Raw genomic sequence first — 20,578 nt, 5'->3', positions numbered from 1 at the left:
ATCGCCGGTTCACGCCCTGGTGCAGTTGTGCATCCCGCGAACCGGACCCCGCCATGTTACGAATCACCGAACTCAAGCTGCCGATCGACCATCCCGAAGAAGACCTGCGCCCTGCCATCGTGCAGCGCCTGGGCATCGCCAGCGATGATCTGCTCGACTTCACCCTGTTCAAGCGCAGCTACGACGCGCGCAAGAAATCCTCCGAACTGTGCTTCATCTACACCATCGACCTGACGGTGCGCGATGAAGCCAGCCTGCTGCGCAAGTTCGCCGATGACCGTAACGTCAACGAAGCGCCGGATGTCAGCTACCAAGTGGTGGGCCAGGCACCGGCCGACCTGAGCGAGCGCCCGATCGTGGTCGGCTTCGGCCCGTGCGGGATCTTCGCCGCGCTGTTGCTGGCGCAGATGGGCTTCAAGCCGATCATCCTCGAACGTGGCCCGGAAGTGCGCCAGCGCACCAAGGACACCTGGGGCCTGTGGCGCAAAAGCGTGCTCAACCCCGAATCGAACGTGCAGTTCGGTGAAGGCGGCGCCGGGACGTTTTCCGACGGCAAGCTCTACAGCCAGATCAAGGATCCGAAGTTCCTTGGCCGCAAGGTCCTGCATGAATTCGTCAAGGCCGGCGCGCCAGAAGAAATCCTCTACGTCAGCAAGCCACACATCGGCACGTTCCGCCTGACAGGCGTGGTGGAAACCATGCGTGAGCAGATTCGCGCCCTGGGCGGCGAAGTACGCTTCCAGCAGCGGGTCACCGATGTGCTGATCGAGGACGGCCAACTGGTCGGCGTCGAATTGGCCGGCGGTGAACGCATCCATTCGAAACACGTGATCCTGGCCCTCGGCCACAGCGCCCGGGACACGTTCCGTATGCTCCACAGCCGTGGCGTGTACATGGAAGCCAAGCCGTTCTCGGTGGGTTTCCGCATCGAACACCCGCAATCGCTGATCGACAGCGCGCGCCTGGGCAAGTACGCCGGCCATCCGAAACTCGGCGCCGCCGACTACAAATTGGTGCACCACGCCAAGAATGGCCGCTCGGTGTACAGCTTCTGCATGTGCCCGGGCGGCACCGTGGTAGCGGCGACGTCCGAGCCGAACCGCGTCGTGACCAACGGCATGAGCCAGTATTCGCGCAATGAGCGCAACGCCAACTCCGGCATCGTCGTCGGCATCACCCCGGAAGTGGATTATCCAGGTGGCCCGCTGGCCGGCATCGAGTTGCAGGAACGCCTGGAATCCCACGCGTTCGTGCTCGGCGGTAGCAACTACGAGGCCCCGGCGCAACTGGTGGGCGATTTCATCGCCGGCAAGCCGTCTACGGCACTGGGCAGCGTCGAACCTTCCTACAAGCCTGGGGTATCCCTGGGGGATCTGGCCCTGGCCTTGCCGGACTTCGCCATCGAAGCCATCCGCGAAGCCTTGCCGGCGTTCGAGAAGCAGATTCGCGGCTACTCGCTGCACGACGCCGTGCTGACCGGCATCGAAACCCGCACCTCATCGCCCCTGCGCATCACCCGCAACGAATCGCTGCAGAGCCTGAACGTCAAGGGCCTGTTCCCGGCGGGTGAAGGCGCCGGTTACGCGGGTGGGATCCTGTCGGCGGGCGTGGACGGGATTCGGATCGCCGAAGCGGTGGCGCGGGATATCCTTGGCCTGGAGGCCTGACAGAGGGCCAATGCTGTTCACTCAAGGTAGGATTTGCTTGGGCGAACAGCATGCCCCTGTGGGAGCGAACTTGCTCGCGATGGTGGCCTGGCATCAACACAGATGTTGACTGATCCACCGCTATCGCGAGCAAGCTCGCTCCCACAAGGGATCACAGTGACTCAGATGTTCGCTCGCAACACACTCTCCGGCAGCGCCTCCCCGCGCTCCACGCTTGCCGCCACGATGTCCATCAGCCCACTCAACTCATAGCCCTGGGCCTTGAGCCACGCCGGGTCGTAATAGGTCGTGGCATAGCGCTCGCCGCCGTCACACAAGATCGCCACGATTGACCCCGACTCCCCCGCCTCTGCCATGTGCCGGGCCGCCATGAGCGCGCCGATCAGGTTGGTGCCGCTGGACCCGCCGACCCGTCGCCCCAAGCGCTGGGCCAGGTAATGCATGGCCGCCAGGGACAAGGCGTCCGGCACCTTGACCATCGCATCGATGACTTTCGGCAGGAACGACGCCTCGACCCGTGGCCGGCCGATACCCTCGATACGCGAACCGCAATCCAGGCGCAGGCTGGCGTCGCCACTGCGGTAGTAGTCGAAGAACACCGAACGCTCGGCGTCGGCACACAGCACGCGGGTGCCGTGCTGGCGGTAACGGACATAGCGTCCCAGGGTGGCCGTGGTGCCGCCGGTGCCGGGGCTGGAAATCAGCCAAGTGGGTTCCGGATGCCGCTCGAAGCGCATCTGCTGGAAGATCGATTCGGCAATGTTGTTATTGGCCCGCCAGTCTGTGGCACGCTCGGCATAGGTGAACTGGTCGATGAAATGCCCGTCATGCTCGCGGGCCAGGCGCTCGGATTCGGCGTAGATCTGCGTAGGATCATCCACCAGGTGGCTCTGGCCGCCATAGAAAGCGATCTGTGCGATTTTTTCCTTGGACGTCGTCGCCGGCATCACCGCAATGAACGGCAGGCCCAGCAACCTGGCGAAGTAAGCCTCGGAAATCGCCGTCGAGCCGCTGGAGGCCTCGATCACCGGCGCACCGGGCTTGAGCCAGCCGTTACACAATGCATAGAGAAACAGCGAACGGGCCAACCGATGCTTGAGGCTGCCGGTGGGATGGCTGGACTCGTCCTTGAAATACAGCTCGATGCCCGGCAGACCAGGCAGCGGCAGCGGAATCAGGTGGGTATCGGCGCTGCGCTGGAAGTCTGCCTCGATGATGCGGATCGCTTCACGGGCCCACTGGCGGTGGTCGTTCATGGTGTATTTCTCACTGGATCGGTTCGGCGTGGGGAGATCACGCGGTCGTGCAGGCACGGCTGACGTTCGGAAAAACCAGACGCCAGCTTAGGAAAAAACCGACATCACGCACAGGTACAGCTAAGGTCCAATATGGCCCGTAACTGCCGACTGCGTGGCGCAGGCCTTGTAACGCCATATAACAAAAAAGAATATAACTTTTGTTTTAACAACTAACAGTACGGGTTAGGGTGTGCCATCTTTTTGATTCGATGAATGGAGAGCGATCGTGGCTCTACGCAATTCTCTGACACGTTTTTTTCAACTGGAGGCTGCCAGCGGCCTGCTGCTGATCGCCGCCGCCGTACTGGCCCTGGTCATCAACAATTCACCGTTGTCCTGGCTGTATAACGGTCTGCTCGACACCCCGGTGGTCGCCCAGGTTGGCGCATTGAAGATCGCCAAACCCTTGCTGCTGTGGATCAACGACGGCCTGATGGCGATGTTCTTCCTGCTCATCGGCCTCGAGGTCAAGCGTGAGGTCCTCGATGGGCAGCTGTCGAACCCTTCGCAAATCGTCCTGCCGGGCGCGGCGGCGATTGGTGGCATGGTGGTACCGGCCCTGATCTACTGGTTCCTCAACCGCGACAATCCGCCCGCCCTCGCGGGCTGGGCGATTCCGACGGCCACCGACATCGCGTTCGCCCTCGGTGTGCTGGCCTTGCTCGGCAAGCGGGTGCCGGTATCGCTCAAACTGTTCCTGATGACCCTGGCGATCATCGATGACCTGGGTGCCATTATCATCATCGCCATTTTCTACTCCGGCGCCCTGTCGACCTTGTCGCTCATACTGGCGGCCGCCTGCATCGCCGCGCTGGTGGCAATGAACCGGATGGGTGTGGTCAAGCTCGGGCCCTACATGGTCGTCGGCCTGATCCTCTGGGTCTGCGTGCTCAAGAGCGGTGTCCATGCCACGTTGGCCGGGGTAACCCTGGCGTTCTGCATCCCGCTGCGCACGAAAAACGCCGAGACTTCGCCGCTGCTCACCTTGGAACATGCCCTGCATCCCTGGGTGGCCTATGGCATCCTGCCGCTGTTCGCCTTCGCCAACGCCGGCCTGTCCCTGAGCGGCGTCACTGTCGAAAGTTTTACCCATCACGTGCCGATGGGCATTGCCATCGGCCTGTTACTGGGCAAGACCGTCGGCGTCTTCGGCCTGACCTGGCTGGCCGTGAAAATCGGCATCGCCAGCCTGCCCGCGGGGGCCAATTGGGGCCAGGTACTGGGCGTGGCAATCCTGTGCGGTATTGGTTTCACCATGAGCCTGTTCGTTGGCTCCCTCGCGTTTGAGCCGGGTGTCAGTGACTATGCGGGCATGGACCGGATGGGGATTCTCACCGGGTCGATCCTGGCGGCGGTGCTGGGGTATGCGGTGACGGCGGCGGCCAGTCGTAAGCAGCCTGCATTGCCTGGTTGATTTCTGGTAACCGGATAAATCGGAGGGAGGTGTATATCCATTTCTTCGGTAACGGCTACTGGCGGTTCCGCTTTTACAGCGGGTCACTTTCGAAAAGCGCGAAAGTAACCAAAGCGCTTCTGCCCCACCACTCGGTGCCTCGCCTAGGCTCGGCATGCCCTCACTCCGGCATTGCTCCGTGGGCCGCCGCGAAGGGCCATCCATGGCCCAGCGCGGCTATCCCGGCATCCATGCCGGGATGCCCACTCCACAATGCCTGCGTTCGGCCATCGTGGTTAACGGGGCGCCGAGATCAACGTCCACCACGAGGCGGCCTGATAGCCAACCTGGTTCATGGTGGGACCGCGTTTCTCCTGTGGGAGCGAACCTGCTCGCGAAGGGGCCAGCACATGCAACATCTTCGTCACTGTTTTGCCGCTTTTTCAGCCTTGCGATATCGATAGTTCAGTTATATAGCGATTGAATTTTCTGCCGCCATCGCGAGCAAGCTCGCTCCCACACCCAACCTTCAGTGAACACAAAATTCATACCAACACAGCCCTACTGTGGGAGCGAGCTTGCTCGCGATGAGGCCGGCACATCCAACATCACCGCAAACTGACCCACCACCATCGCGAGCAAACTCGCTCCCACACTTTATTCCCACAGGGGAAACGCGGTCCCACCATGAACCAGGTCGGCTATCAGGCCGCCTCGGGGCGGACGTTGATCTCGGCGCCCCGTTAACCACGATGGCTGAACGAAGGTATTGCGCAGTGGGCAACCCGGCATGGATGCCGGGTTAGCCGCGCTGGGCCATGGATGGCCCTTCGCGGCGGCCCACGGAGCAATGCCTTCGTTCAGGCATGCCGAGCCTAGGCGAGGCACCGAGTGGTGGGGCAAAAGCGTTTTGGTTACTTTTGCGCTTCTCAAAAGTGACCCGCTGTAAAAGCGGAACCCTAAGTAGCCGTTACCGAAAAAACGGATATGTACGCCGCCCCCGAAACAAAGCCATAAAAAAAACGGCGCCTTCCGTCCAGGAAAAAGCGCCGTTTTCTCAAAGCAATTCCAGCTTAGTGCGAAACGCGACTCGTACCACCCACAGTGGAAATACGAACCCGCTCACCCACACGGAACACCTCGTTTTCCTGAACCTGCTGCACATAGGCACGCATGCTGCCGTCATCTTCACGCACAGTGATTTCCACACCCTGGGTACGGGTCAGGCCTTCTTCGGTAGCGGAACCAATCAGGCCACCCGCCACAGCGCCGATCACGGCAGCGACGATGCTGCCACGGCCACCACCGATGGCGCTGCCGCCGACACCACCGACCACAGCACCGGCCGCACCGCCGATAGGGGTCTTGGTGCCTTCGATCTTGACCGGACGCAGGGATTCGATGGTCCCCATGCGAATCGTCTGCACGCGACGCGCCTCGTCACGGGAGTAGGAGTCACCGGTCAGGCTCGACTGACAGCCAGTGAGCAACATCGCCATCGTGGAAAAGGAAGCAACCAGCAAAACAGACTTACGCATAGCATCAACTCCAAAAGACAGGGATTCATTAAACTCCGCAGCTTGACGCCTGTCACGGCCTCACCGGGATAAAATTGTTTTCATTCAGGTGGGATACAGGCGCACCGGAAAAATTCACCAAACAGTAGCGCCAATTTACGAAACCTGCGTCATCAACCCAGGGATTTTTTCATGGATTATTTCATCATCGTCGTCACCACCGTGGCCGGCCTGTACTTCCACGGGTGGCTGTACGTACGGATCAGACGTTGGATGGACCGCGACCTGGCGTTGTCGCTGGCGGGGCAGGATGAGCAGAAAAAGACCTACATGCTGCAACAATTGACCCGCGCCCGGGAGCAAGGCATCAAGCGCCGGGACCTGCCGCAATGGCTTCAAACCGCTGCGGCAGGTTATCCCGCTAAGGCGCCAGGCGCTCGCGAGTCCAGTCCGCCCCTTGCAGGCGGTAGTTGAGGCGATCATGCAGGCGGCTCGGTCGGCCCTGCCAGAATTCGATACGCTCGGGCAGCAAACGATAGCCGCCCCAGTGCTCCGGGCAATGAGGTTGGCTATCGCTGAAGCGTTGCTCGGTAGCCTTGAGCAGATCGTCCAGCTCAGCACGCCCCGAAATCACCCGACTCTGGGGTGAAGCCCAGGCGCCAAGGCGGCTGCCCAGCGGGCGAACCTGGTAATAGGCGTCCGACTCTTGCGCCGTGACCTTGACCACTTTGCCTTCGATGCGCACCTGGCGTTCCAGGGCCGGCCAGAAAAACGTCATGGCCGCGAATGGATTCGCAGCCAATTGCTGGCCCTTGTCGCTGTCGTAGTTGGTGAAGAAGGTGAAGCCCAGGGCATCCAGGCCCTTGAGCAGCAGGATGCGGCAGTGCGGGCGCCCTTGCGCATCCACCGTCGCCAGGGTCATGGCGTTGGCCTCCACCGGGGCCTGCTCGGTTTTCACCGCGTCGGCGAACCATTGGTGGAACAGCGCGAACGGTTCGGCCGGGGCTTGTGCCTCGGTCAAACCGTCGCGGGTGTAGTCGCGGCGCATATCAGCCAGCGGTTGGGTCATGGCGCGTTCCTTGTGTTAGCCCATCACTGCTTCGGGGCCTCGGCGGCCGCGACTTTCTTGGTATCGGTGGCGGCTTTGGCCGGTTGGGGTTTCTTCGCTGGGGTAGCGGGCTTGGCCGGGGCCTTCTTAGCAGGCGCCTTGGTCGCGGCTTTTTTGGCCGGGGCTTTCTTGGCCGAGGCTTTGGTGGTCGAGGCCACCGCTTTTTTTGCCGCAGGCGCAGGCGCCGGGGCAACAGGCTTCGCATCCTGGGCTGCAACCATCGTCACTGGGGCCGGGGCCGGCATGTTGTATTTGCTCAGCAGCGCAACCATGGTGTTGGCCGGCGTGACCAGCAATTCCACACGACGGTTCAAGGCGCGGCCCTCAACGCTGTCGTTGGCCGCACGTGGTGCCACTGCGCCCATGCCGCGCAGCATCAGGCGATCACGTTGCAGGCCGCTGAGGCGAAAAATCGCCGCCACGGACTGGGCACGCTCCTGGCTGAGCTTGAGGTTGGCCGGTGCGGCGCCCGAGGTATCGGCGTGGCCGAGGATCAGCACGGCAGTCTTCGGGTCGGTTTCAAGGATCTTCGCCACACGGGTGAACGGGCCGAGGGTCACGGGCAGCAGCATGGCCGGACGGTCCGGGTTGAAAGAGCCGTCCACGGGCGCGGTGACCACCAGCACATCGTCGCGGCGCTCGAGTTCGAGCTTGCTGTCCTTGATGGCGGTGCGCAGCTTCGGCTCGTAGTCGTCGAGCCAGGCTTGGGTGACTTTAGGATCGGGCATCGGCACCGCCTTGGCGGTTTCCTGATCCTTGCCACCGAACGGCCACCACCACTTGCCATTGCTTTCGGCTTCGGCCTTGGCAACAGCTGCCGGCGCCTTGGCCTCAGGCTTGGCTTGCGCTTCTGCCTTTGCTTCGACTTTTCTGGCGGCGTCCGCAGCGGTTTCCTCGGAAGAGAACGGCCACCACCAATGGCTGGCGCTCTCGGCCTTGGCTTGCGGGGCGACGGCGGCCGGCTTCAGGGGCGCCGCGGGTGCCGTTTCCTTGGCTGCCACCTTGTCGGAAGCGCCGAACGGCCACCAGCCGCTACTGCCCTCGGCATCATTTTGTGGGGTTTGTGCGCAACCGGTGATAGCGAAGCACAGCGCCAGAGCGAGGGTTTTAGTCGATGACATTGGATATCCACAAAATGATCTGAATGAAAAAACAAAGGCCCTGTTTTGGCCGCATAAACAGACGCTTTGAAACTGAAAAGGACACGAGGTTCCGGTGCCCGCCGCCTTCAATGGCGTTTTATAGACAAGTGGCAAGCACCCGCGCAAGATTCTGCGCCCGCGGGTCCATCAAAACGTAAGGCCCGAGGGTGTTGGTCACGAAGCCGAACGCAACATCATGTTCGGGATCGGCAAACCCGATGGAGCCCCCGGCCCCCGGATGACCGAACGCCCGCGGGCCAAGGCCGTAGGTCGCGTTCGGCACATCCGGCTGGTCGAGCATGCAACCCAGGCCGAAACGGGTCTGGGTCAACAATGTCTTATCCTCGCCCAAGCTGTGCTGGCGAGTCAGTTCGTCGAGCATTTCACCTTCCAGCAGGCTGCCGTCCAGCAGCCCCGCATAGAACCCGGCCAGGCTACGGGCATTGCCGTGGCCATTGGCCGCCGGTTGCTGCATTCGTCGCCATTCCGGTTTGTTGGTGCTGGTCATGATCGACGGTGGATTGGTAAAGGCCCGGGTGGTCATGGCCGTGGGCTCGCGCATCGTCACCTGCAGCAGGCGCTGGGCCGCCGCATCGCCGGCGTTGCCTTTGCCACGGGCGATGTGGGCCACGCGATAGAACTCGTCGTCGGCCAGGCCAACGTGGAAATCCAGGCCCAACGGTTTGGCAACACGAGCCACGATGGAGTCCCCCGGGCCGCGCCCATCGGCCCGGCGCAACAACTCGCCCACCAGCCAGCCGTAAGTGATCGCGGCATAACCGTGGCCCTCGCCCGGAGTCCACCAAGGTGTTTCGGCAGCCAGGGCATCGACCATGGCTTGCCAGTCATAAAGCGCTTCGGGCGGCAGCAATTCATGTAGCGCCGGCAGCCCAGCCTGGTGGCAGAGCAGTTGGCGCAGGGTGATGGATTGCTTGCCGGCCGCGGCAAACTCGGGCCAATAGCGGGCTACCGGGGCGTCCAGCTGCAACTTGCCTTCAGCCACCAGTTGCAGGGCGGTGACAGCGGTGAACGTCTTGGTGCAGGAAAACAGGTTGGCGATGGTGTCGCTGTGCCAGGCTTCATGGCCATCCTTGTCGGCGGTACCGGCCCACAGGTCGATCACCGTGCGGCCACCCACCTGGATGCACAACGCAGCGCCGCGCTCCTGGGGATCATCGAACAGCGCGGCGAACGCTTCACGCACCGCCTCGAACTGAAGTTCGTAATGGCCTTGAATTTGCACCCGTAACTCCCTTGAAATAAACACTTTTAAGGTGGCTGGCATTGTTTCAGCCATTAACAGTTTTGGGAACCGCCGTTAGACGGCTGACCGGCCTGGCTCTGACCTTTGTGGCGAGGGAGCAAGCTCCCTCGCCACAAAAAGCCGCCATTTGCCACAAAAGCGTTCTGCCACAGGCGCTTGTATCAGGAAATCTCCCGCCGAAACGGCGGCAATGCATTGAGGATCGCCTTGCCATAGCGCTGGGTCACCAACCTGCGGTCGAGCAAGGTGATGGTGCCGCGATCTTCTTCGGTACGCAGCAAGCGACCACACGCCTGGACCAGCTTCAGCGAAGCGTCCGGCACGGAGATTTCCATGAACGGGTTGCCACCACGGGCTTCGATCCACTCGGCCAGCGCTGCCTCCACCGGGTCGTCGGGAACCGAGAAGGGGATCTTGGCGATCACCACGTGCTCGCAATAGGCACCGGGCAAGTCCACGCCTTCGGCGAAGCTCGCCAGGCCGAACAGCACGCTGGAGTCCCCACCATCGACCCGTGCCTTGTGCTTGTTCAAGGTTTCCTGCTTCGACAGGTTGCCCTGGATGAACACCTGCTTGCGCCAGTCACGATCAAGGCCATCGAACACGTCCTGCATCTGCTTGCGCGAAGAAAACAGCACCAGGGTACCCCGGGAGCCTTCCACCAGTTCCGGCAGGTCGCGGATGATCGCCGCAGTGTGGGCGGCGGCATCCCGTGGGTCGGCCTTGAGGTCGGGCACCCGCAGCACGCCGGCATCGGCGTGATGAAAGGGACTCGGAACCACCGCGGTCACGGCTTTCTTCGGCAGGCCGGCGCGCATGCGGAAGCGGTCGAACGTCCCCAGGGCGGTCAGCGTGGCGGACGTCACCAGCGCGCCATAGGCCACGTTCCACAGGTTGCGCCGCAGCATTTCCGCCGCCAGGATCGGGCTGGCATTGACCTCGATGTCGAACAGCGAACCGCTTTCGGCCAGGGTCAGCCAGCGCGCCATCGGCGGGTTGTCTTCCGGGTCTTCGGCGGTAAAGGCCGTCCACAGCTCCCAGTTGCCCTGGGAACGGGACAACAGGCTGCCGAACAATGGGTACCACTCCTCGGCCTGGTTGCTGGCGATGCCGATGTTGACCTCGCCATCCATGCCTTCCTTGAGCAGGTCGGTCAGGCGCGTGAACAGATCGGTCAGGCGCGCGAAACCTTTCTTGAGCTCGATGCCCATTTCGCGCATGTGTTCAGGAATCACGCCGCCGACAAAGCGATGGCGTGGCCGCTCGCGACCCTCGACGTCTTCGCCGGGCTTGAAATCGGCCACTTGCTCGCACGCGGTGAACATGAACTGCTGGTTCGTCTTGATTTCCCGCGCCAGCTCCGGCACTTGCTCGATGAACTTGCCCAGGTCACCCGGCAACGGATGCTGGGCCAGCAGTTTGGTGAGGTTCTTGGCGGTGGTTTCCAGCCAATCGGCGGTGGAACGCAGCCGGGTGTAGTGGGCGAAATGGCCGATGGCCTTGTCTGGCAGGTGATGGCCTTCGTCGAATACGTAGATCGTGTCGCGCGGGTCCGGCAGCACCGCACCACCGCCCAGGGCCAGGTCGGCCAGGACCATGTCGTGGTTGGTGACGATGACGTCGACCTTGCCCATGCCTTCACGGGCCTTGTAGAAGGCGCATTGGCCGAAGTTCGGGCAGTGGCGGTTGGTGCACTGGCTATGGTCGGTGGTCAGGCGGGACCAGTCGGCATCTTCCAGGGCCGTGGACCAGCTGTCGCGGTCGCCGTCCCATTTATTGCCGGCCAGCTTCTCGATCATGCTGGTAAACAGCTTCTGACTGGCTTCATCGACCTCGATCTTGAAGCCTTCTTCCTCGAACAACTGGGCCGTGGCAGTCTGGGCATGGCCTTCCTGGAGCAACATGTCGAGCTTGGACAGGCACATGTAGCGCCCCCGGCCCTTGGCCAGGGCGAACGTGAAGTTCAGACCGCTGTTGCGCATCAGGTCGGGCAGGTCCTTGTAGACGATCTGCTCCTGCAGGGCGACGGTGGCCGTGGCGATCACCAGGCGCTTGCCGGCGGCCTTGGCGGTGGGAATCGCCGCCAGGCTGTAGGCCACGGTCTTGCCGGTACCGGTGCCGGCCTCCACCGCCACGACGGCAGGCTCGCCGCTGCGCCGACCTTCGTCGTCGGTGTCGATGTCGCCCAGGACTTTTGCCACTTCGGCAATCATCAGGCGCTGGCCATATCGCGGCTTGAGGCTCTTGGCTTCGAGAAAACGCGAATAGGCGCCCTGGATCGTGGTTTTGAGTTCGGTGCTGATCATGAATGGTCGGGCGCTAAAAACGCTGGATAAATTTTCAGTGGTTCGGATCGGCGGCTATCATACCCCGCTAATGAATCCTGCGCAGAACGGAGTAACCCAATGACACCCTTTGCCCTTGTCTACACCCTGCATTTACTGGCGGCCCTGGTCTGGGTCGGCGGCATGTTCTTCGCCTGGATGATCCTGCGCCCCGCCGCAATGACGGCGCTTGAGGGCCCTGCCCGGCTCAAGTTGTGGGTAGAAGTGTTTCAGCGTTTTTTCGTCTGGGTCTGGGTCGCGGTGGTCCTTTTGCCGATCAGCGGCGTAGGCCTGATCCATCTACGCTTCGCCGGTTTCGAAACCGCGCCGCGTTATGTGCAGGTGATGATGGGCTTGTACGTGGTGATGACGGCGCTGTTTATCCGCATCCAGGGCTTGCAACTGCCCGCATTGCGTAACGCCGTGACGGCGCAGGACTGGCCGGCGGGAGCGGCGGTGCTGGGGAAGATCCGCAGATTGGTGGGGATCAATCTGTTGATTGGGTTGCTGGTGGTGGCGATTGGCGCGGCGCGACCGATGTTCTGAAAAAATTGCACCGAACCCTGTGGGAGCGAGCTTGCTCGCGATGGCGGCACGTCAGGCAATACTTGATCGACTGACCCAATGCCATCGCGAGCAAGCTCGCTCCCACAGGTCGGGATCAGATTTTTCTTCAGAACCGCTGCACCGTCACCGTACCCGCCGCTCCGGCAGGCCCTGGCTGGCCATCAGCGCCAGGACGACCGCTTTTGCCGCCATCCGCGGTATAGACCAGGCAGCCCTTGGCCTTGCCCCCGGCGCCGGGTTTACCGCCGTGCCCCGCCGCGCCACCGGCGCCGCCGTCCACCGTCACCTTGATCTGCTCGGCCGGGTAGGCCCGGGGCAGTTCGAGGCGCACCTGCGCGCCAGCGGCACCCGGCTGGCCATCACTGCCATTGCTGCCGTCGGCACCGCGACCGGCCGAACCCCAGGTGCAACCCGGCGCCTGGCCATTGGCCCCGTCAAGGCCAACGAAACCTGGTGCACCGGTGCCGCCACGGGCGTCCACCGACAACAACGGCGCATTCAACACCTTGAAACGCAGGTTGAGATCACGCCCCGGCCGCGCGGCCTTGGTATAGGTCCCCGGTGCGCCGCGTGAAGTGATCTGGCTGCCCTCGGCCAATTCAGCCTGGGCCACTTTCATTTCCAGAACCTGCTGCGCCGGCACGATGGCGATCCGCGCCTCACGCCCCAGGTGCAATTGGTCGATGGTCAGTTCAGTGACATTGGAAGGCACCAGCAGCGTGCCGTAGTCGGCCACATCCAGGCGTTCCAGGGTCAGGGTGCTGGTAGTGTTGGGCAGGCGCATCAACGAATGGCCTTCGACCTGGAGCACTTGGGCTGAAGCCCACGGGCATACGAGTGCGGCAAGCAGACACAATTTACGCATGGGAAGCCTCTGGCGCGGTCGGGAGGGTTTGCAGGTGGAAGATGCCGAACAGCAGCACTCTGAGGCGATCGCGGCCAGGCGCGGGGCGGCCACGGAAACTGGCCCGGAACAACAGCAGCTCCAGCAGATGGAGTACCAGCAAAAACGTGCCGGCGACATTGACCAGCAGATGCAGCGGATGGACGAACGGCACGACCAGATTAACCAGCACCACCAGCCAGAACGGCAGGGTCAGCAAGCGCCCCAGCCCCCAAAACACCTTCATACGTCCCCCTGATCGAGCATTATTCTTTGCCCGCACAGTAACGGCTTGCGCGCAGGATAAGCCAGAGGGCCCGGCAAATTTAATCTGACCCGGGCCCTGGCCCACCGGATCGTCCTCCCGACGACCCGGCGGCCCTGGGCCGCGCCTCAGCGCTGGATATGCAATTCAACCCGACGGTTCTGCGCCCGCCCTTCATCGGTCTCATTGTCGGCCACCGGCGCGCTTTCGCCCTTGCCTTCGCTGGTGAGTTTGTCGGGGGCTAGCCCCTGGGTCAGCAAATACTCCACGACGCTGCTGGCCCGACGTTCGGACAGCCCCTGATTATAGGCATCGGTGCCGACACTGTCGGTGTGGCCCACCACCCGGATACTGGCGACATTGGCATGGCTGAGCTTGCTCACCAGCCCATCGAGCTGGCTTCGAGCGTCTGCGGTGAGGTCGGATTTGTCGAAATCGAACAGCACCTTGCCCGCGTCGTTGAGAGTGATGACCTCGCTGGCCGGTGCTTGCGGTTCGACCGGTGGCGCACTGGCCGGGTATTGCGGCACCGGGCAACCGTGATGCTCGACGGGCGTATTGGCCGGGGTATCGGGACAACGATCGCGGCGGTCGAACACGCCGTCGTCGTCTTCGTCGCCATCCTGGGCGTAGCAGATCAAACCACCGCCCAGCAGCCCCAATGCCGCGCCGCCGGCGGCCCAGCCACTGCTTTCAATGGCCCCCAACCCGCCGCCGACGAGGCCGCCGATCAGGCTACAGATTGGCCAGGTGCGTTGGTTGAGAGGTGCGCTGCCGTCGCTGTGAGTGGCGCAACCGGACAACAGACTGCTTGCCAGCAGTACCGGTAAGGCGGCCCTGATGAGAACGTTCATGGTGAAGGCTCCTGTGTCACCGGCCCATACCGGTCACACAGGAGTAAAGACCCGCATCCGCAACTCTACAAGCCGCGGATGACAAGGGTTTCAGCGGTTTATCTTGATTTCCGTGCGGCGGTTCATCGCGCGGCCATCGGCGGTCTTGTTATCGGCCACCGGCTGGCTCTCACCGGCACCGGACACCGAGACAAAACTGGCCCGTGGCACGCCGTTTTGGACCAGGTATTGCACCACCGAGTGGGCCCGTTTCTCCGACAGTTTCTGGTTGTAGGCATCGCTGCCGACGCTGTCGGTGTGGCCGGTGACCCGCAGTTGCGTGGTGGACGCTTCCTGTTTCAACTGGGTGGCGACCGCGCTCAACACATCCTTGTCGGCCGGGGTCAGCGTGGCTTTGTTGAACTCAAAGTGCACGTCGCGGACCACGATGGTTTCTTCCTTGACCACGACCGGCTCTTCGACCACCGGCGCCGGGGCGGGTGGCGGGCAACCGTCGGCATCGACCTGCACGCCCTTCGGTGTGCCTGGGCACTTGTCACGGCTGTCCGGCACACCATCGCCGTCTTCGTCGCCGTCGCCATGGGCCCAGCACCAGCCCGCCGCCACGGTGCCGGCCACCAGCGCTCCCGGGCCGATCCAGGAACTGCTTTCGATGGCGCCCAATCCCGCGCCGACGACACCACCCGTGGCCGCACAGATCGGCCAGTCGGTTTTCTGCAAACCTGCGCAACCAGTCAACACACTGGTTAGCAGAACCAGGGGTAACGCTGTCCGAACTATGCTCATTGGTTTTTCTCCTTGAGGGATCGGCTTGTCGCCGATTCAGGGGAGTAAAGACCCGACTTCGTATCTGCGCCAGCCTGAGCAATCGCGGGTTTTCGCCCCGTGTTTGCGAAGTTTGCGCACATTCAGGGATAAACCGCTCTAGGCCATGCTGTCCGGGCAGGCTATCGTGCAGGTTCTGACTGAGGAACTTCGATGACCGTTGCCATTTCTTCGCGCACACCCCAGCAAGCCCTGGCGGCCGTGCTTGACCGTTATGCCCCGCAAACACTGCTGCTGATCGGTGCCAGCGGCTTTCCCGCACTCGAAGCATTCCAGCAGGCCCACCCCGGCACCGAAGTGGTCCACGCCGCCCCCGGCGCGCTGCCGGCGGACGTGGCGGCGCGACGTTTTGACCTGGCCCTGGCGCTCGATTGCCTGGAGCATTTGCCCAAGCGCGACGGTCTGAACCTGTTGGGCGGCATCCGCAACCTCAACGCCAGCCGCATCGCCGTGCTCGCCGACCTCAACGCCTGCGGCTGGCAAGAGACGGACTTTTTTTCCCTGGCCCTGCAGGCCAGTGAGCGATTCCAGCGCGACGATCAGGTGCTGACCCTGTTCACCTACGATCTGCTTGAATACAAACAGGTCCCCGACTGGCTCAACTCACGTTTTTGGGCCAACCCGGAAAACTTTGGAAAATATTGGTGGTAACCGTGAACTCAAGCTCGCACTCACCCATTTGCCCCTGCGGCAGTGGCAACTCACTGGAGGCCTGCTGCGGCCACTACCACGACGGTCACCCGGCGCCCTGCGCCGAAGCCTTGATGCGCTCGCGCTATAGCGCCTATGTGCTGGGCCTGGTGGATTACCTGGTTGCCACCACCCTGCCCGCGCAGCAGCAAGGGCTCGATCGCCAGTCCATCAGCGAGTGGAGCGCCAACAGCACCTGGTTGGGACTGGACGTGGAAAGCAGCGAAGTGTTCGGCGGTCAACCGGAACACGCCTTTGTCACGTTCACGGCACGCTGGCACGACGGCCAGGGCGAGCACAGCCACCGTGAACAGTCCTCCTTCGTGCAGAACGACGGGCGCTGGTACTTCATCGATCCGACCGTGCCGGTCAAGACAGGACGCAACGACAGCTGTCCGTGCGGCAGCGGGCACAAATTCAAGAAGTGCTGCGCCGGCTACTTCAATCGCTGATTTTAGGAAACGTCCGACGCTCGTCCATCGGCCCATAGGGCTAGACTGGGGATAAATCAGAGGCACGGACATGACTCCACCATCATTCTTGCTGCGCATCACCTGTCTGCTGCTGTTTGTTGGTTTCGGCGGCTGTGCATCCTGGCGAGGTGAAGAAGCCCCGGAACCACAGGTGCATCTGGTCAAAGTCGAGGTGGTGAGGGCCCGGCTGCTGGAACAGAAGTTCATGCTGCACTTTCGCGTCGACAACCCCGGCGACAGCGACCTCACCGTTCGCGGCCTGACCTACCGCATCCACCTGGGCGACCTGTTGCTGACCGAAGGCGAGCATGAGCACTGGTTCACCGTGCGCCCCAGGCACAGCGCCTACTTCAAGGTGCCGGTGCGCACCAACCTGTGGCCACAGGTGCGGGAAGTGGTGAAGCTGCTGGAGAAACCCCGGGAACAGATCCCCTATCGTCTGGAAGGTGAGCTGGAAACCGGATTATTCATCGCCCATTACGTGCACCTTGAGCGCAATGGCGTGATAATCGCCGCCGATTTAATTGCGGAGTAACCCCGATGACCCAGCAACCCCACGTCCACGGCCCTGATTGCAACCACGATCACGACCATCATCACGACCATGACCACGGCCACGTCCATGGCCCGAACTGCGGTCACGCCCATCAGGAACCGGTGCGCAACGCCCTGAAGGATGTCGGTCGCAACGACCCTTGCCCGTGCGGCAACGGCAAGAAATTCAAGAAGTGCCACGGGGCTTGAAGGTTCGGGCGGAAAAAATTTTCGCCTGTTAGACCGTCATCGCGAGCAAGCTCGCTCCCACAGGGGCTCCAAGGCGTTCGCCAAGCCCTGTCTCACCACTGACTCCTGTGGGAGCGGGCCTGCTCGCGAATGCGGTGGGTCAGTTGGCAGTGATTGACCTGACACGCCCTCTTCGCGAGCAAGCCCGCTCCCACAGGGGAATTGCGGTGAGGCGATATCCAATGATCACCGCAGAATCCAGTGTGGGAGCGAGCTTGCTCGCGATGAGGCCGGTACATTCACTGCTTATGTATCAGCCCGCCCCCCCAGAATCCCCTTCACACTGACCACCGTCGCATACTCGCCATGCAAGTTGCCCAGGGACATGGCATGCACCTCGGCCGCCGAACGGGCATTGCCGAAGTAATCGGTCTTGTCGAAGGTGAAGCAGGCGTCCTCGGCCACCCAGGTATCGAATCCCAGGTTGCCGGCGGTACGCGCCGTGGACTCCACCGAGTTGTGCGTCGCCACACCGACGATCACCAATTGCCTGATACCGGCTTTGCGCAGGTCTTGCTCCAGGTGCGTGCCACTGAACGCATCCGGCACCTGCTTTTGCACCAACCATTCCCCACCCATCGGCTCGAACCGTGGCTGGACCTCCACGCCCGACTGCCCCGGCCAGAATACCGAGTCCGGCGAACGGGACAGGTGATGGACGTGAATCACCGGTCGCGCCGTGTGTCGCCAGAAAGCCAGCAGTTCCAGCATGCGCAGCTCTGCCTCGGGGTTGTTGCGAGGGCCGAGCCTGGGGTGAAGGATGCCTTTTTGTTGATCGATGAGGATCAGCGCCGCGTCGTTCTGTAGCTCCATGCCGGTTTTCTCTTGCTCGGTCTTTGAATGGTCCACACTTGAGCATCACCTCTTCCAACAGGCAAGCCTTCGCGCAAAAGCGATGACCCGGTCCCGGGCTTTCATCGCCAAATCAACAAATAACCCTCGCCCCGCTTGCGCGGCCCCCGCCTGCTCACTAACGTAGCGCCTTTATTGGTGCCACCCCCCTCCCGCAGGAGCTTTGCCATGGCCTCGCCAGCCTCTATTTCCTTCATCCCCCGGCTCGGCGTTGCCGCCGCGGTGGCCAGTGTGCTCGGTTTGAGCGGATGCCAGACCTGGAATGCTCAGGACACGGTCCCGCCCACGTCCGGTGTGCAGCCGCTCAAGGGGCTGGCGCAGAACGTCTCGGTCCGCCGCAATGCCATGGGCATGCCGCTGATCGAAAGCAACAGCTTCCATGACGCCTTGTTCACCCTCGGCTACGTCCACGCCAGCGACCGTATCAGCCAGATGGTGACCCTGCGCCTGCTGGCCCAGGGCCGATTGGCGGAAATGTCCGGCGCCGAGCGGCTGGACGTCGACCGCTACATGCGCGCCGTCAACCTGAGGAAAAACGCCGACGAGCTGTACAAGGCGTCTTCGCCACGGCTCAAGCGGTTCTTCGAAGTCTATGCCCGTGGCGTCAACGCCTACCTGTTCCGCTACCGCGACAAGTTGCCGTCGGACCTGGCCGCCACCGGTTACAAACCCGAATACTGGAAACCGGAAGATTCGGCGCTGATGTTCTGCCTGCTGAATTTCAGCCAGTCGGCCAACCTGCCGGAAGAAATCGCCAACCTGGTGCTGGCCCAGACGGTCACCCACGACAAACTCGCCTGGCTGAGCCCGTCCTATCCGGACGAGCAACTGCCCGTGGCCGAAGCCGACAAGCTCCAGGGCCTGCGCCTCAACGGCCAGATCCCGGGCCTGAACGAGATCAGCAACGCCACCCGCCAATTGGCTGGGCTGAACCTGTTGGGTGCTGCGTCGGCAAGCAACTGGGCCATCGCGCCACAACGCAGCCGCAGCGGCAAGAGCCTGTTGGCCAGCGACAGCCACGGGCCGCTGGGCATGCCGGGGCTGTGGAGCCCGGTACAGATCCGTGCGCCCAAGTACCAGGCGGTCGGGGTTTCCGTGGCAGGCATCCCGATGATCCTGGCCGGGTTCAACGGCAAAGTGGCCTGGAGCATGACCAGCGTGCTGGGGGACAACCAGGACCTGTTCCTGGAAAAAATCCGCCGCCAGGGCAATGGCCTGTCCTACGAGGTCAACGGCAAATGGCAGCCGGCGATCGTGCGCAACGAAACCTACTTCATCAAAGGCCAGCGGCCGATCCGTGAAGCGGTGTTCGAGACCCGCCACGGCCCGTTGCTCAACAGCGCCCAAGGCCCCGCCATGGCCAACGGCTTTGGCCTGGCCTTGCAGACGCCGAGCTTCAGCGACGACAAGACCCTGGACGCATTCTTTGACCTGTCCCGGGCGCAGAACGTCGAAAAAGCTTCCGATGCCAGCCGGGAAATCCGCGCCATGGCCGTGAACCTGGTCTTTGCCGACGCCAGCCATATCGGCTGGCAAGTCACTGGTCGCTACCCGAACCGCCGTGAAGGCGAAGGCCTGCTGCCGTCGCCGGGCTGGGACGGTCGCTACGATTGGGACGGTTACGCCGACCCGATGCTGCACCCCTACGATCAAGACCCGGCCCAGGGCTGGCTCGGCACGGCCAACCAACGGGTCATTCCCCATGGCTACGGCATGCAGTTGTCCAATTCCTGGGCGTCGCCGGAGCGTGGCGAACGCATGGCCGAGCTGGCCGGCGCTGGCAAGCACGACACCCGCAGCCTGACCGCCATGCAATACGACCAGACCACGACGTTCGCGGCCAAGCTCAAGCAAGTCTTCGAAGCCCCGGGCATGACCCAGCCGCTCAAACAGGCCATCGAAGCCCTGCCGGTGGCTGACCGGGCCAAGGCTCGCGAGGCCTATACCCGCTTGATGGCATTCGATGGCCGGCTCAGCCCGACCTCCGCCGACGCGGCGATTTACGAGCTGTTCCTGCAGGAAAGCATGAAGCAGATTTTCCTCGACGAGCTGGGCCCGGACAGCAGCCCCGCGTGGCAGGCGCTGGTCGCCAACGGCCAATTGTCCTACTCGGCCCAGGCCGATCATCTGCTGGGACGTGAAGACAGCCCGTTCTGGGACGATGTACGCACACCCCAGAAAGAAGACAAGGCCGTCATCCTCGCCCGCAGCCTGGCCGCCACCATCAACGCCGGTGACAGCCAGTTGGGCGGTGACCACAAGGCCTGGCAATGGGGCCAATTGCATCGCAACACCTGGAAGAACAGCAACGGCCAGATCGTACACGGCCCACTGCCGGCCGGTGGCGACGCCACCACGCTCAACACCGCGGCGTTCGCCTGGGGCCAGGATTTCACCACCACCCTGGCGCCGGCCATGCGCTTTATCGTCGACTTCGGCCAGCCCGAGCCGTTGATGATCCAGGACGGCGCCGGCCAGTCCGGCAACCCGGTCAGCCCGAACTATGCCAATGGCATTGATCCGTGGATCAAGGGGCAATACCAGAGCCTGCCGTTGCAATCGCAGAACTTTGATCGGGCGTATGGAAAGTCGCGGTTGACGCTGGTGCCTGGCAAATAACTGCAGCCCAGGACTTGAGATAGGGCTTTGTGGCGAGGGAGCTTGCTCCCTACA

20 protein-coding genes are annotated in these 20,578 nt (G+C 62.7%); 9 read left to right on the top strand and 11 right to left on the bottom strand.

Annotation, left to right across the window (positions count from 1 at the left end):
* The first annotated feature begins 53 nt into the window (after positions 1 to 53).
* Positions 54 to 1,667, top strand: coding sequence for an NAD(P)/FAD-dependent oxidoreductase (locus tag AC515T_RS06070; protein ID WP_496531792.1), 1,614 nt, complete (start codon positions 54 to 56; stop codon positions 1,665 to 1,667).
* A 161-nt stretch (positions 1,668 to 1,828) separates the two neighbouring features.
* Here the strand turns inward: AC515T_RS06070 and AC515T_RS06065 are convergent, their stop codons facing one another.
* Positions 1,829 to 2,923 carry a PLP-dependent cysteine synthase family protein gene (locus AC515T_RS06065; RefSeq protein ID WP_496531791.1) on the bottom strand — a complete coding sequence of 365 codons (1,095 nt, stop codon included), beginning with the start codon at positions 2,921 to 2,923 and terminating at the stop codon, positions 1,829 to 1,831.
* A 268-nt stretch (positions 2,924 to 3,191) separates the two neighbouring features.
* Here AC515T_RS06065 and nhaA point away from each other — a divergent pair, with 268 nt between their 5' ends.
* Positions 3,192 to 4,379 (top strand): Na+/H+ antiporter NhaA, encoded by a 1,188-nt coding sequence (gene nhaA / locus AC515T_RS06060; RefSeq protein ID WP_496531790.1) that lies wholly within the window; start codon positions 3,192 to 3,194, stop codon positions 4,377 to 4,379.
* A gap of 1,052 nt (positions 4,380 to 5,431) precedes the next feature.
* Here the strand turns inward: nhaA and AC515T_RS06055 are convergent.
* Positions 5,432 to 5,896, bottom strand: coding sequence for an outer membrane lipoprotein (locus AC515T_RS06055; RefSeq protein WP_024776354.1), 465 nt, complete (start codon positions 5,894 to 5,896; stop codon positions 5,432 to 5,434).
* A gap of 171 nt (positions 5,897 to 6,067) precedes the next feature.
* Here AC515T_RS06055 and AC515T_RS06050 point away from each other — a divergent pair, with 171 nt between their 5' ends.
* Positions 6,068 to 6,349 (top strand): hypothetical protein, encoded by a 282-nt coding sequence (locus AC515T_RS06050; RefSeq protein WP_496531789.1) that lies wholly within the window; start codon positions 6,068 to 6,070, stop codon positions 6,347 to 6,349.
* Here AC515T_RS06050 and pdxH read toward each other — a convergent pair.
* The 4 genes from pdxH to dinG all read right to left on the bottom strand — a co-directional run bounded on the left by pdxH (position 6,297) and on the right by dinG (position 11,695).
* The gene (pdxH, locus tag AC515T_RS06045) at positions 6,297 to 6,944 is read right to left on the bottom strand and encodes a pyridoxamine 5'-phosphate oxidase (protein WP_496531788.1); all 648 of its coding nucleotides are present in this window, start codon (positions 6,942 to 6,944) and stop codon (positions 6,297 to 6,299) included. The genes AC515T_RS06050 and pdxH overlap by 53 nt on opposite strands.
* Before the next feature lie 23 nt (positions 6,945 to 6,967).
* Entirely contained in the window at positions 6,968 to 8,104 is a 1,137-nt protein-coding gene (locus tag AC515T_RS06040; protein ID WP_496531787.1) for an OmpA family protein, read from the bottom strand.
* 118 nt (positions 8,105 to 8,222) lie between these two features.
* Positions 8,223 to 9,368, bottom strand: a complete 1,146-nt coding sequence (locus AC515T_RS06035; RefSeq protein WP_496531786.1) for a serine hydrolase domain-containing protein — start codon at positions 9,366 to 9,368, stop codon at positions 8,223 to 8,225.
* 182 nt (positions 9,369 to 9,550) lie between these two features.
* Positions 9,551 to 11,695, bottom strand: coding sequence for an ATP-dependent DNA helicase DinG (dinG, locus tag AC515T_RS06030; RefSeq protein ID WP_063322679.1), 2,145 nt, complete (start codon positions 11,693 to 11,695; stop codon positions 9,551 to 9,553).
* A 99-nt stretch (positions 11,696 to 11,794) separates the two neighbouring features.
* Here dinG and AC515T_RS06025 point away from each other — a divergent pair, with 99 nt between their 5' ends.
* Positions 11,795 to 12,259, top strand: a complete 465-nt coding sequence (locus tag AC515T_RS06025; protein ID WP_496531785.1) for a CopD family protein — start codon at positions 11,795 to 11,797, stop codon at positions 12,257 to 12,259.
* Between the two features lie 127 nt (positions 12,260 to 12,386).
* On the opposite strand, the gene AC515T_RS06020 is transcribed toward AC515T_RS06025, so the two are convergent.
* The 4 genes from AC515T_RS06020 to AC515T_RS06005 all read right to left on the bottom strand — a co-directional run bounded on the left by AC515T_RS06020 (position 12,387) and on the right by AC515T_RS06005 (position 15,068).
* Positions 12,387 to 13,145 carry a collagen-like protein gene (locus AC515T_RS06020; protein ID WP_496531784.1) on the bottom strand — a complete coding sequence of 253 codons (759 nt, stop codon included), beginning with the start codon at positions 13,143 to 13,145 and terminating at the stop codon, positions 12,387 to 12,389.
* Complete coding sequence (locus AC515T_RS06015; protein ID WP_496531783.1) at positions 13,138 to 13,410, bottom strand: DUF1145 domain-containing protein; 273 nt, start codon at positions 13,408 to 13,410, stop codon at positions 13,138 to 13,140. Before AC515T_RS06015 ends, AC515T_RS06020 begins: the two co-directional genes overlap by 8 nt.
* 146 nt (positions 13,411 to 13,556) lie before the next feature.
* Positions 13,557 to 14,282: a PA1041 family peptidoglycan-binding anchor lipoprotein gene (locus AC515T_RS06010; RefSeq protein WP_496531782.1), complete on the bottom strand. Its 726-nt coding sequence runs from the start codon at positions 14,280 to 14,282 to the stop codon at positions 13,557 to 13,559.
* 90 nt (positions 14,283 to 14,372) lie between these two features.
* On the bottom strand, positions 14,373 to 15,068 hold the full coding sequence (locus AC515T_RS06005; RefSeq protein WP_496531781.1) for a PA1041 family peptidoglycan-binding anchor lipoprotein: 696 nt from the start codon (positions 15,066 to 15,068) through the stop codon (positions 14,373 to 14,375).
* 192 nt (positions 15,069 to 15,260) lie between these two features.
* On the opposite strand from AC515T_RS06005, the gene AC515T_RS06000 reads away from it, so the two are divergent.
* The 4 genes from AC515T_RS06000 to AC515T_RS05985 all read left to right on the top strand — a co-directional run bounded on the left by AC515T_RS06000 (position 15,261) and on the right by AC515T_RS05985 (position 17,014).
* Positions 15,261 to 15,758 (top strand): DUF6231 family protein, encoded by a 498-nt coding sequence (locus tag AC515T_RS06000; protein WP_496531780.1) that lies wholly within the window; start codon positions 15,261 to 15,263, stop codon positions 15,756 to 15,758.
* Between the two features lie 2 nt (positions 15,759 to 15,760).
* A complete protein-coding gene (locus AC515T_RS05995; protein ID WP_496531779.1) occupies positions 15,761 to 16,249 on the top strand; it encodes a YchJ family protein in 489 nt (162 codons plus the stop codon).
* 70 nt (positions 16,250 to 16,319) lie between these two features.
* The gene (locus tag AC515T_RS05990; protein WP_496531778.1) at positions 16,320 to 16,805 is read left to right on the top strand and encodes an LEA/WHy family protein; all 486 of its coding nucleotides are present in this window, start codon (positions 16,320 to 16,322) and stop codon (positions 16,803 to 16,805) included.
* 5 nt (positions 16,806 to 16,810) lie between these two features.
* Positions 16,811 to 17,014, top strand: coding sequence for an SEC-C metal-binding domain-containing protein (locus tag AC515T_RS05985; RefSeq protein WP_003198420.1), 204 nt, complete (start codon positions 16,811 to 16,813; stop codon positions 17,012 to 17,014).
* Between the two features lie 285 nt (positions 17,015 to 17,299).
* On the opposite strand, the gene AC515T_RS05980 is transcribed toward AC515T_RS05985, so the two are convergent.
* Positions 17,300 to 17,866 (bottom strand): cysteine hydrolase family protein, encoded by a 567-nt coding sequence (locus AC515T_RS05980; protein WP_496533081.1) that lies wholly within the window; start codon positions 17,864 to 17,866, stop codon positions 17,300 to 17,302.
* Between the two features lie 207 nt (positions 17,867 to 18,073).
* On the opposite strand from AC515T_RS05980, the gene AC515T_RS05975 reads away from it, so the two are divergent.
* Positions 18,074 to 20,524 carry a penicillin acylase family protein gene (locus AC515T_RS05975; protein ID WP_496531777.1) on the top strand — a complete coding sequence of 817 codons (2,451 nt, stop codon included), beginning with the start codon at positions 18,074 to 18,076 and terminating at the stop codon, positions 20,522 to 20,524.
* Positions 20,525 to 20,578 lie beyond the last annotated feature (54 nt).

Source organism: Pseudomonas sp. FSO-7, assembly GCF_059579345.1.
The sequence above is the reverse complement of the archived record's forward strand: the minus strand, read 5'-3'. Positions and strand labels throughout refer to the sequence as shown.

Bases quoted from the DNA above. Each gene is read 5' to 3' on its own strand.
- AC515T_RS06020 (WP_496531784.1), bottom strand. From the start codon at position 13,145: ATGCGTAAATTGTGTCTGCTTGCCGCACTCGTATGCCCGTGGGCTTCA.
- AC515T_RS05985 (WP_003198420.1), top strand. From the start codon at position 16,811: ATGACCCAGCAACCCCACGTCCACGGCCCTGATTGCAACCACGATCAC.
- AC515T_RS06040 (WP_496531787.1), bottom strand. From the start codon at position 8,104: ATGTCATCGACTAAAACCCTCGCTCTGGCGCTGTGCTTCGCTATCACC.
- AC515T_RS06050 (WP_496531789.1), top strand. From the start codon at position 6,068: ATGGATTATTTCATCATCGTCGTCACCACCGTGGCCGGCCTGTACTTC.
- AC515T_RS05990 (WP_496531778.1), top strand. From the start codon at position 16,320: ATGACTCCACCATCATTCTTGCTGCGCATCACCTGTCTGCTGCTGTTT.
- AC515T_RS06025 (WP_496531785.1), top strand. From the start codon at position 11,795: ATGACACCCTTTGCCCTTGTCTACACCCTGCATTTACTGGCGGCCCTG.
- AC515T_RS06070 (WP_496531792.1), top strand. From the start codon at position 54: ATGTTACGAATCACCGAACTCAAGCTGCCGATCGACCATCCCGAAGAA.
- AC515T_RS05975 (WP_496531777.1), top strand. From the start codon at position 18,074: ATGGCCTCGCCAGCCTCTATTTCCTTCATCCCCCGGCTCGGCGTTGCC.
- AC515T_RS06010 (WP_496531782.1), bottom strand. From the start codon at position 14,282: ATGAACGTTCTCATCAGGGCCGCCTTACCGGTACTGCTGGCAAGCAGT.
- AC515T_RS06000 (WP_496531780.1), top strand. From the start codon at position 15,261: ATGACCGTTGCCATTTCTTCGCGCACACCCCAGCAAGCCCTGGCGGCC.
- AC515T_RS06005 (WP_496531781.1), bottom strand. From the start codon at position 15,068: ATGAGCATAGTTCGGACAGCGTTACCCCTGGTTCTGCTAACCAGTGTG.
- AC515T_RS06065 (WP_496531791.1), bottom strand. From the start codon at position 2,923: ATGAACGACCACCGCCAGTGGGCCCGTGAAGCGATCCGCATCATCGAG.
- AC515T_RS06055 (WP_024776354.1), bottom strand. From the start codon at position 5,896: ATGCGTAAGTCTGTTTTGCTGGTTGCTTCCTTTTCCACGATGGCGATG.
- AC515T_RS06015 (WP_496531783.1), bottom strand. From the start codon at position 13,410: ATGAAGGTGTTTTGGGGGCTGGGGCGCTTGCTGACCCTGCCGTTCTGG.
- dinG (WP_063322679.1), bottom strand. From the start codon at position 11,695: ATGATCAGCACCGAACTCAAAACCACGATCCAGGGCGCCTATTCGCGT.
- pdxH (WP_496531788.1), bottom strand. From the start codon at position 6,944: ATGACCCAACCGCTGGCTGATATGCGCCGCGACTACACCCGCGACGGT.
- AC515T_RS05980 (WP_496533081.1), bottom strand. From the start codon at position 17,866: ATGGAGCTACAGAACGACGCGGCGCTGATCCTCATCGATCAACAAAAA.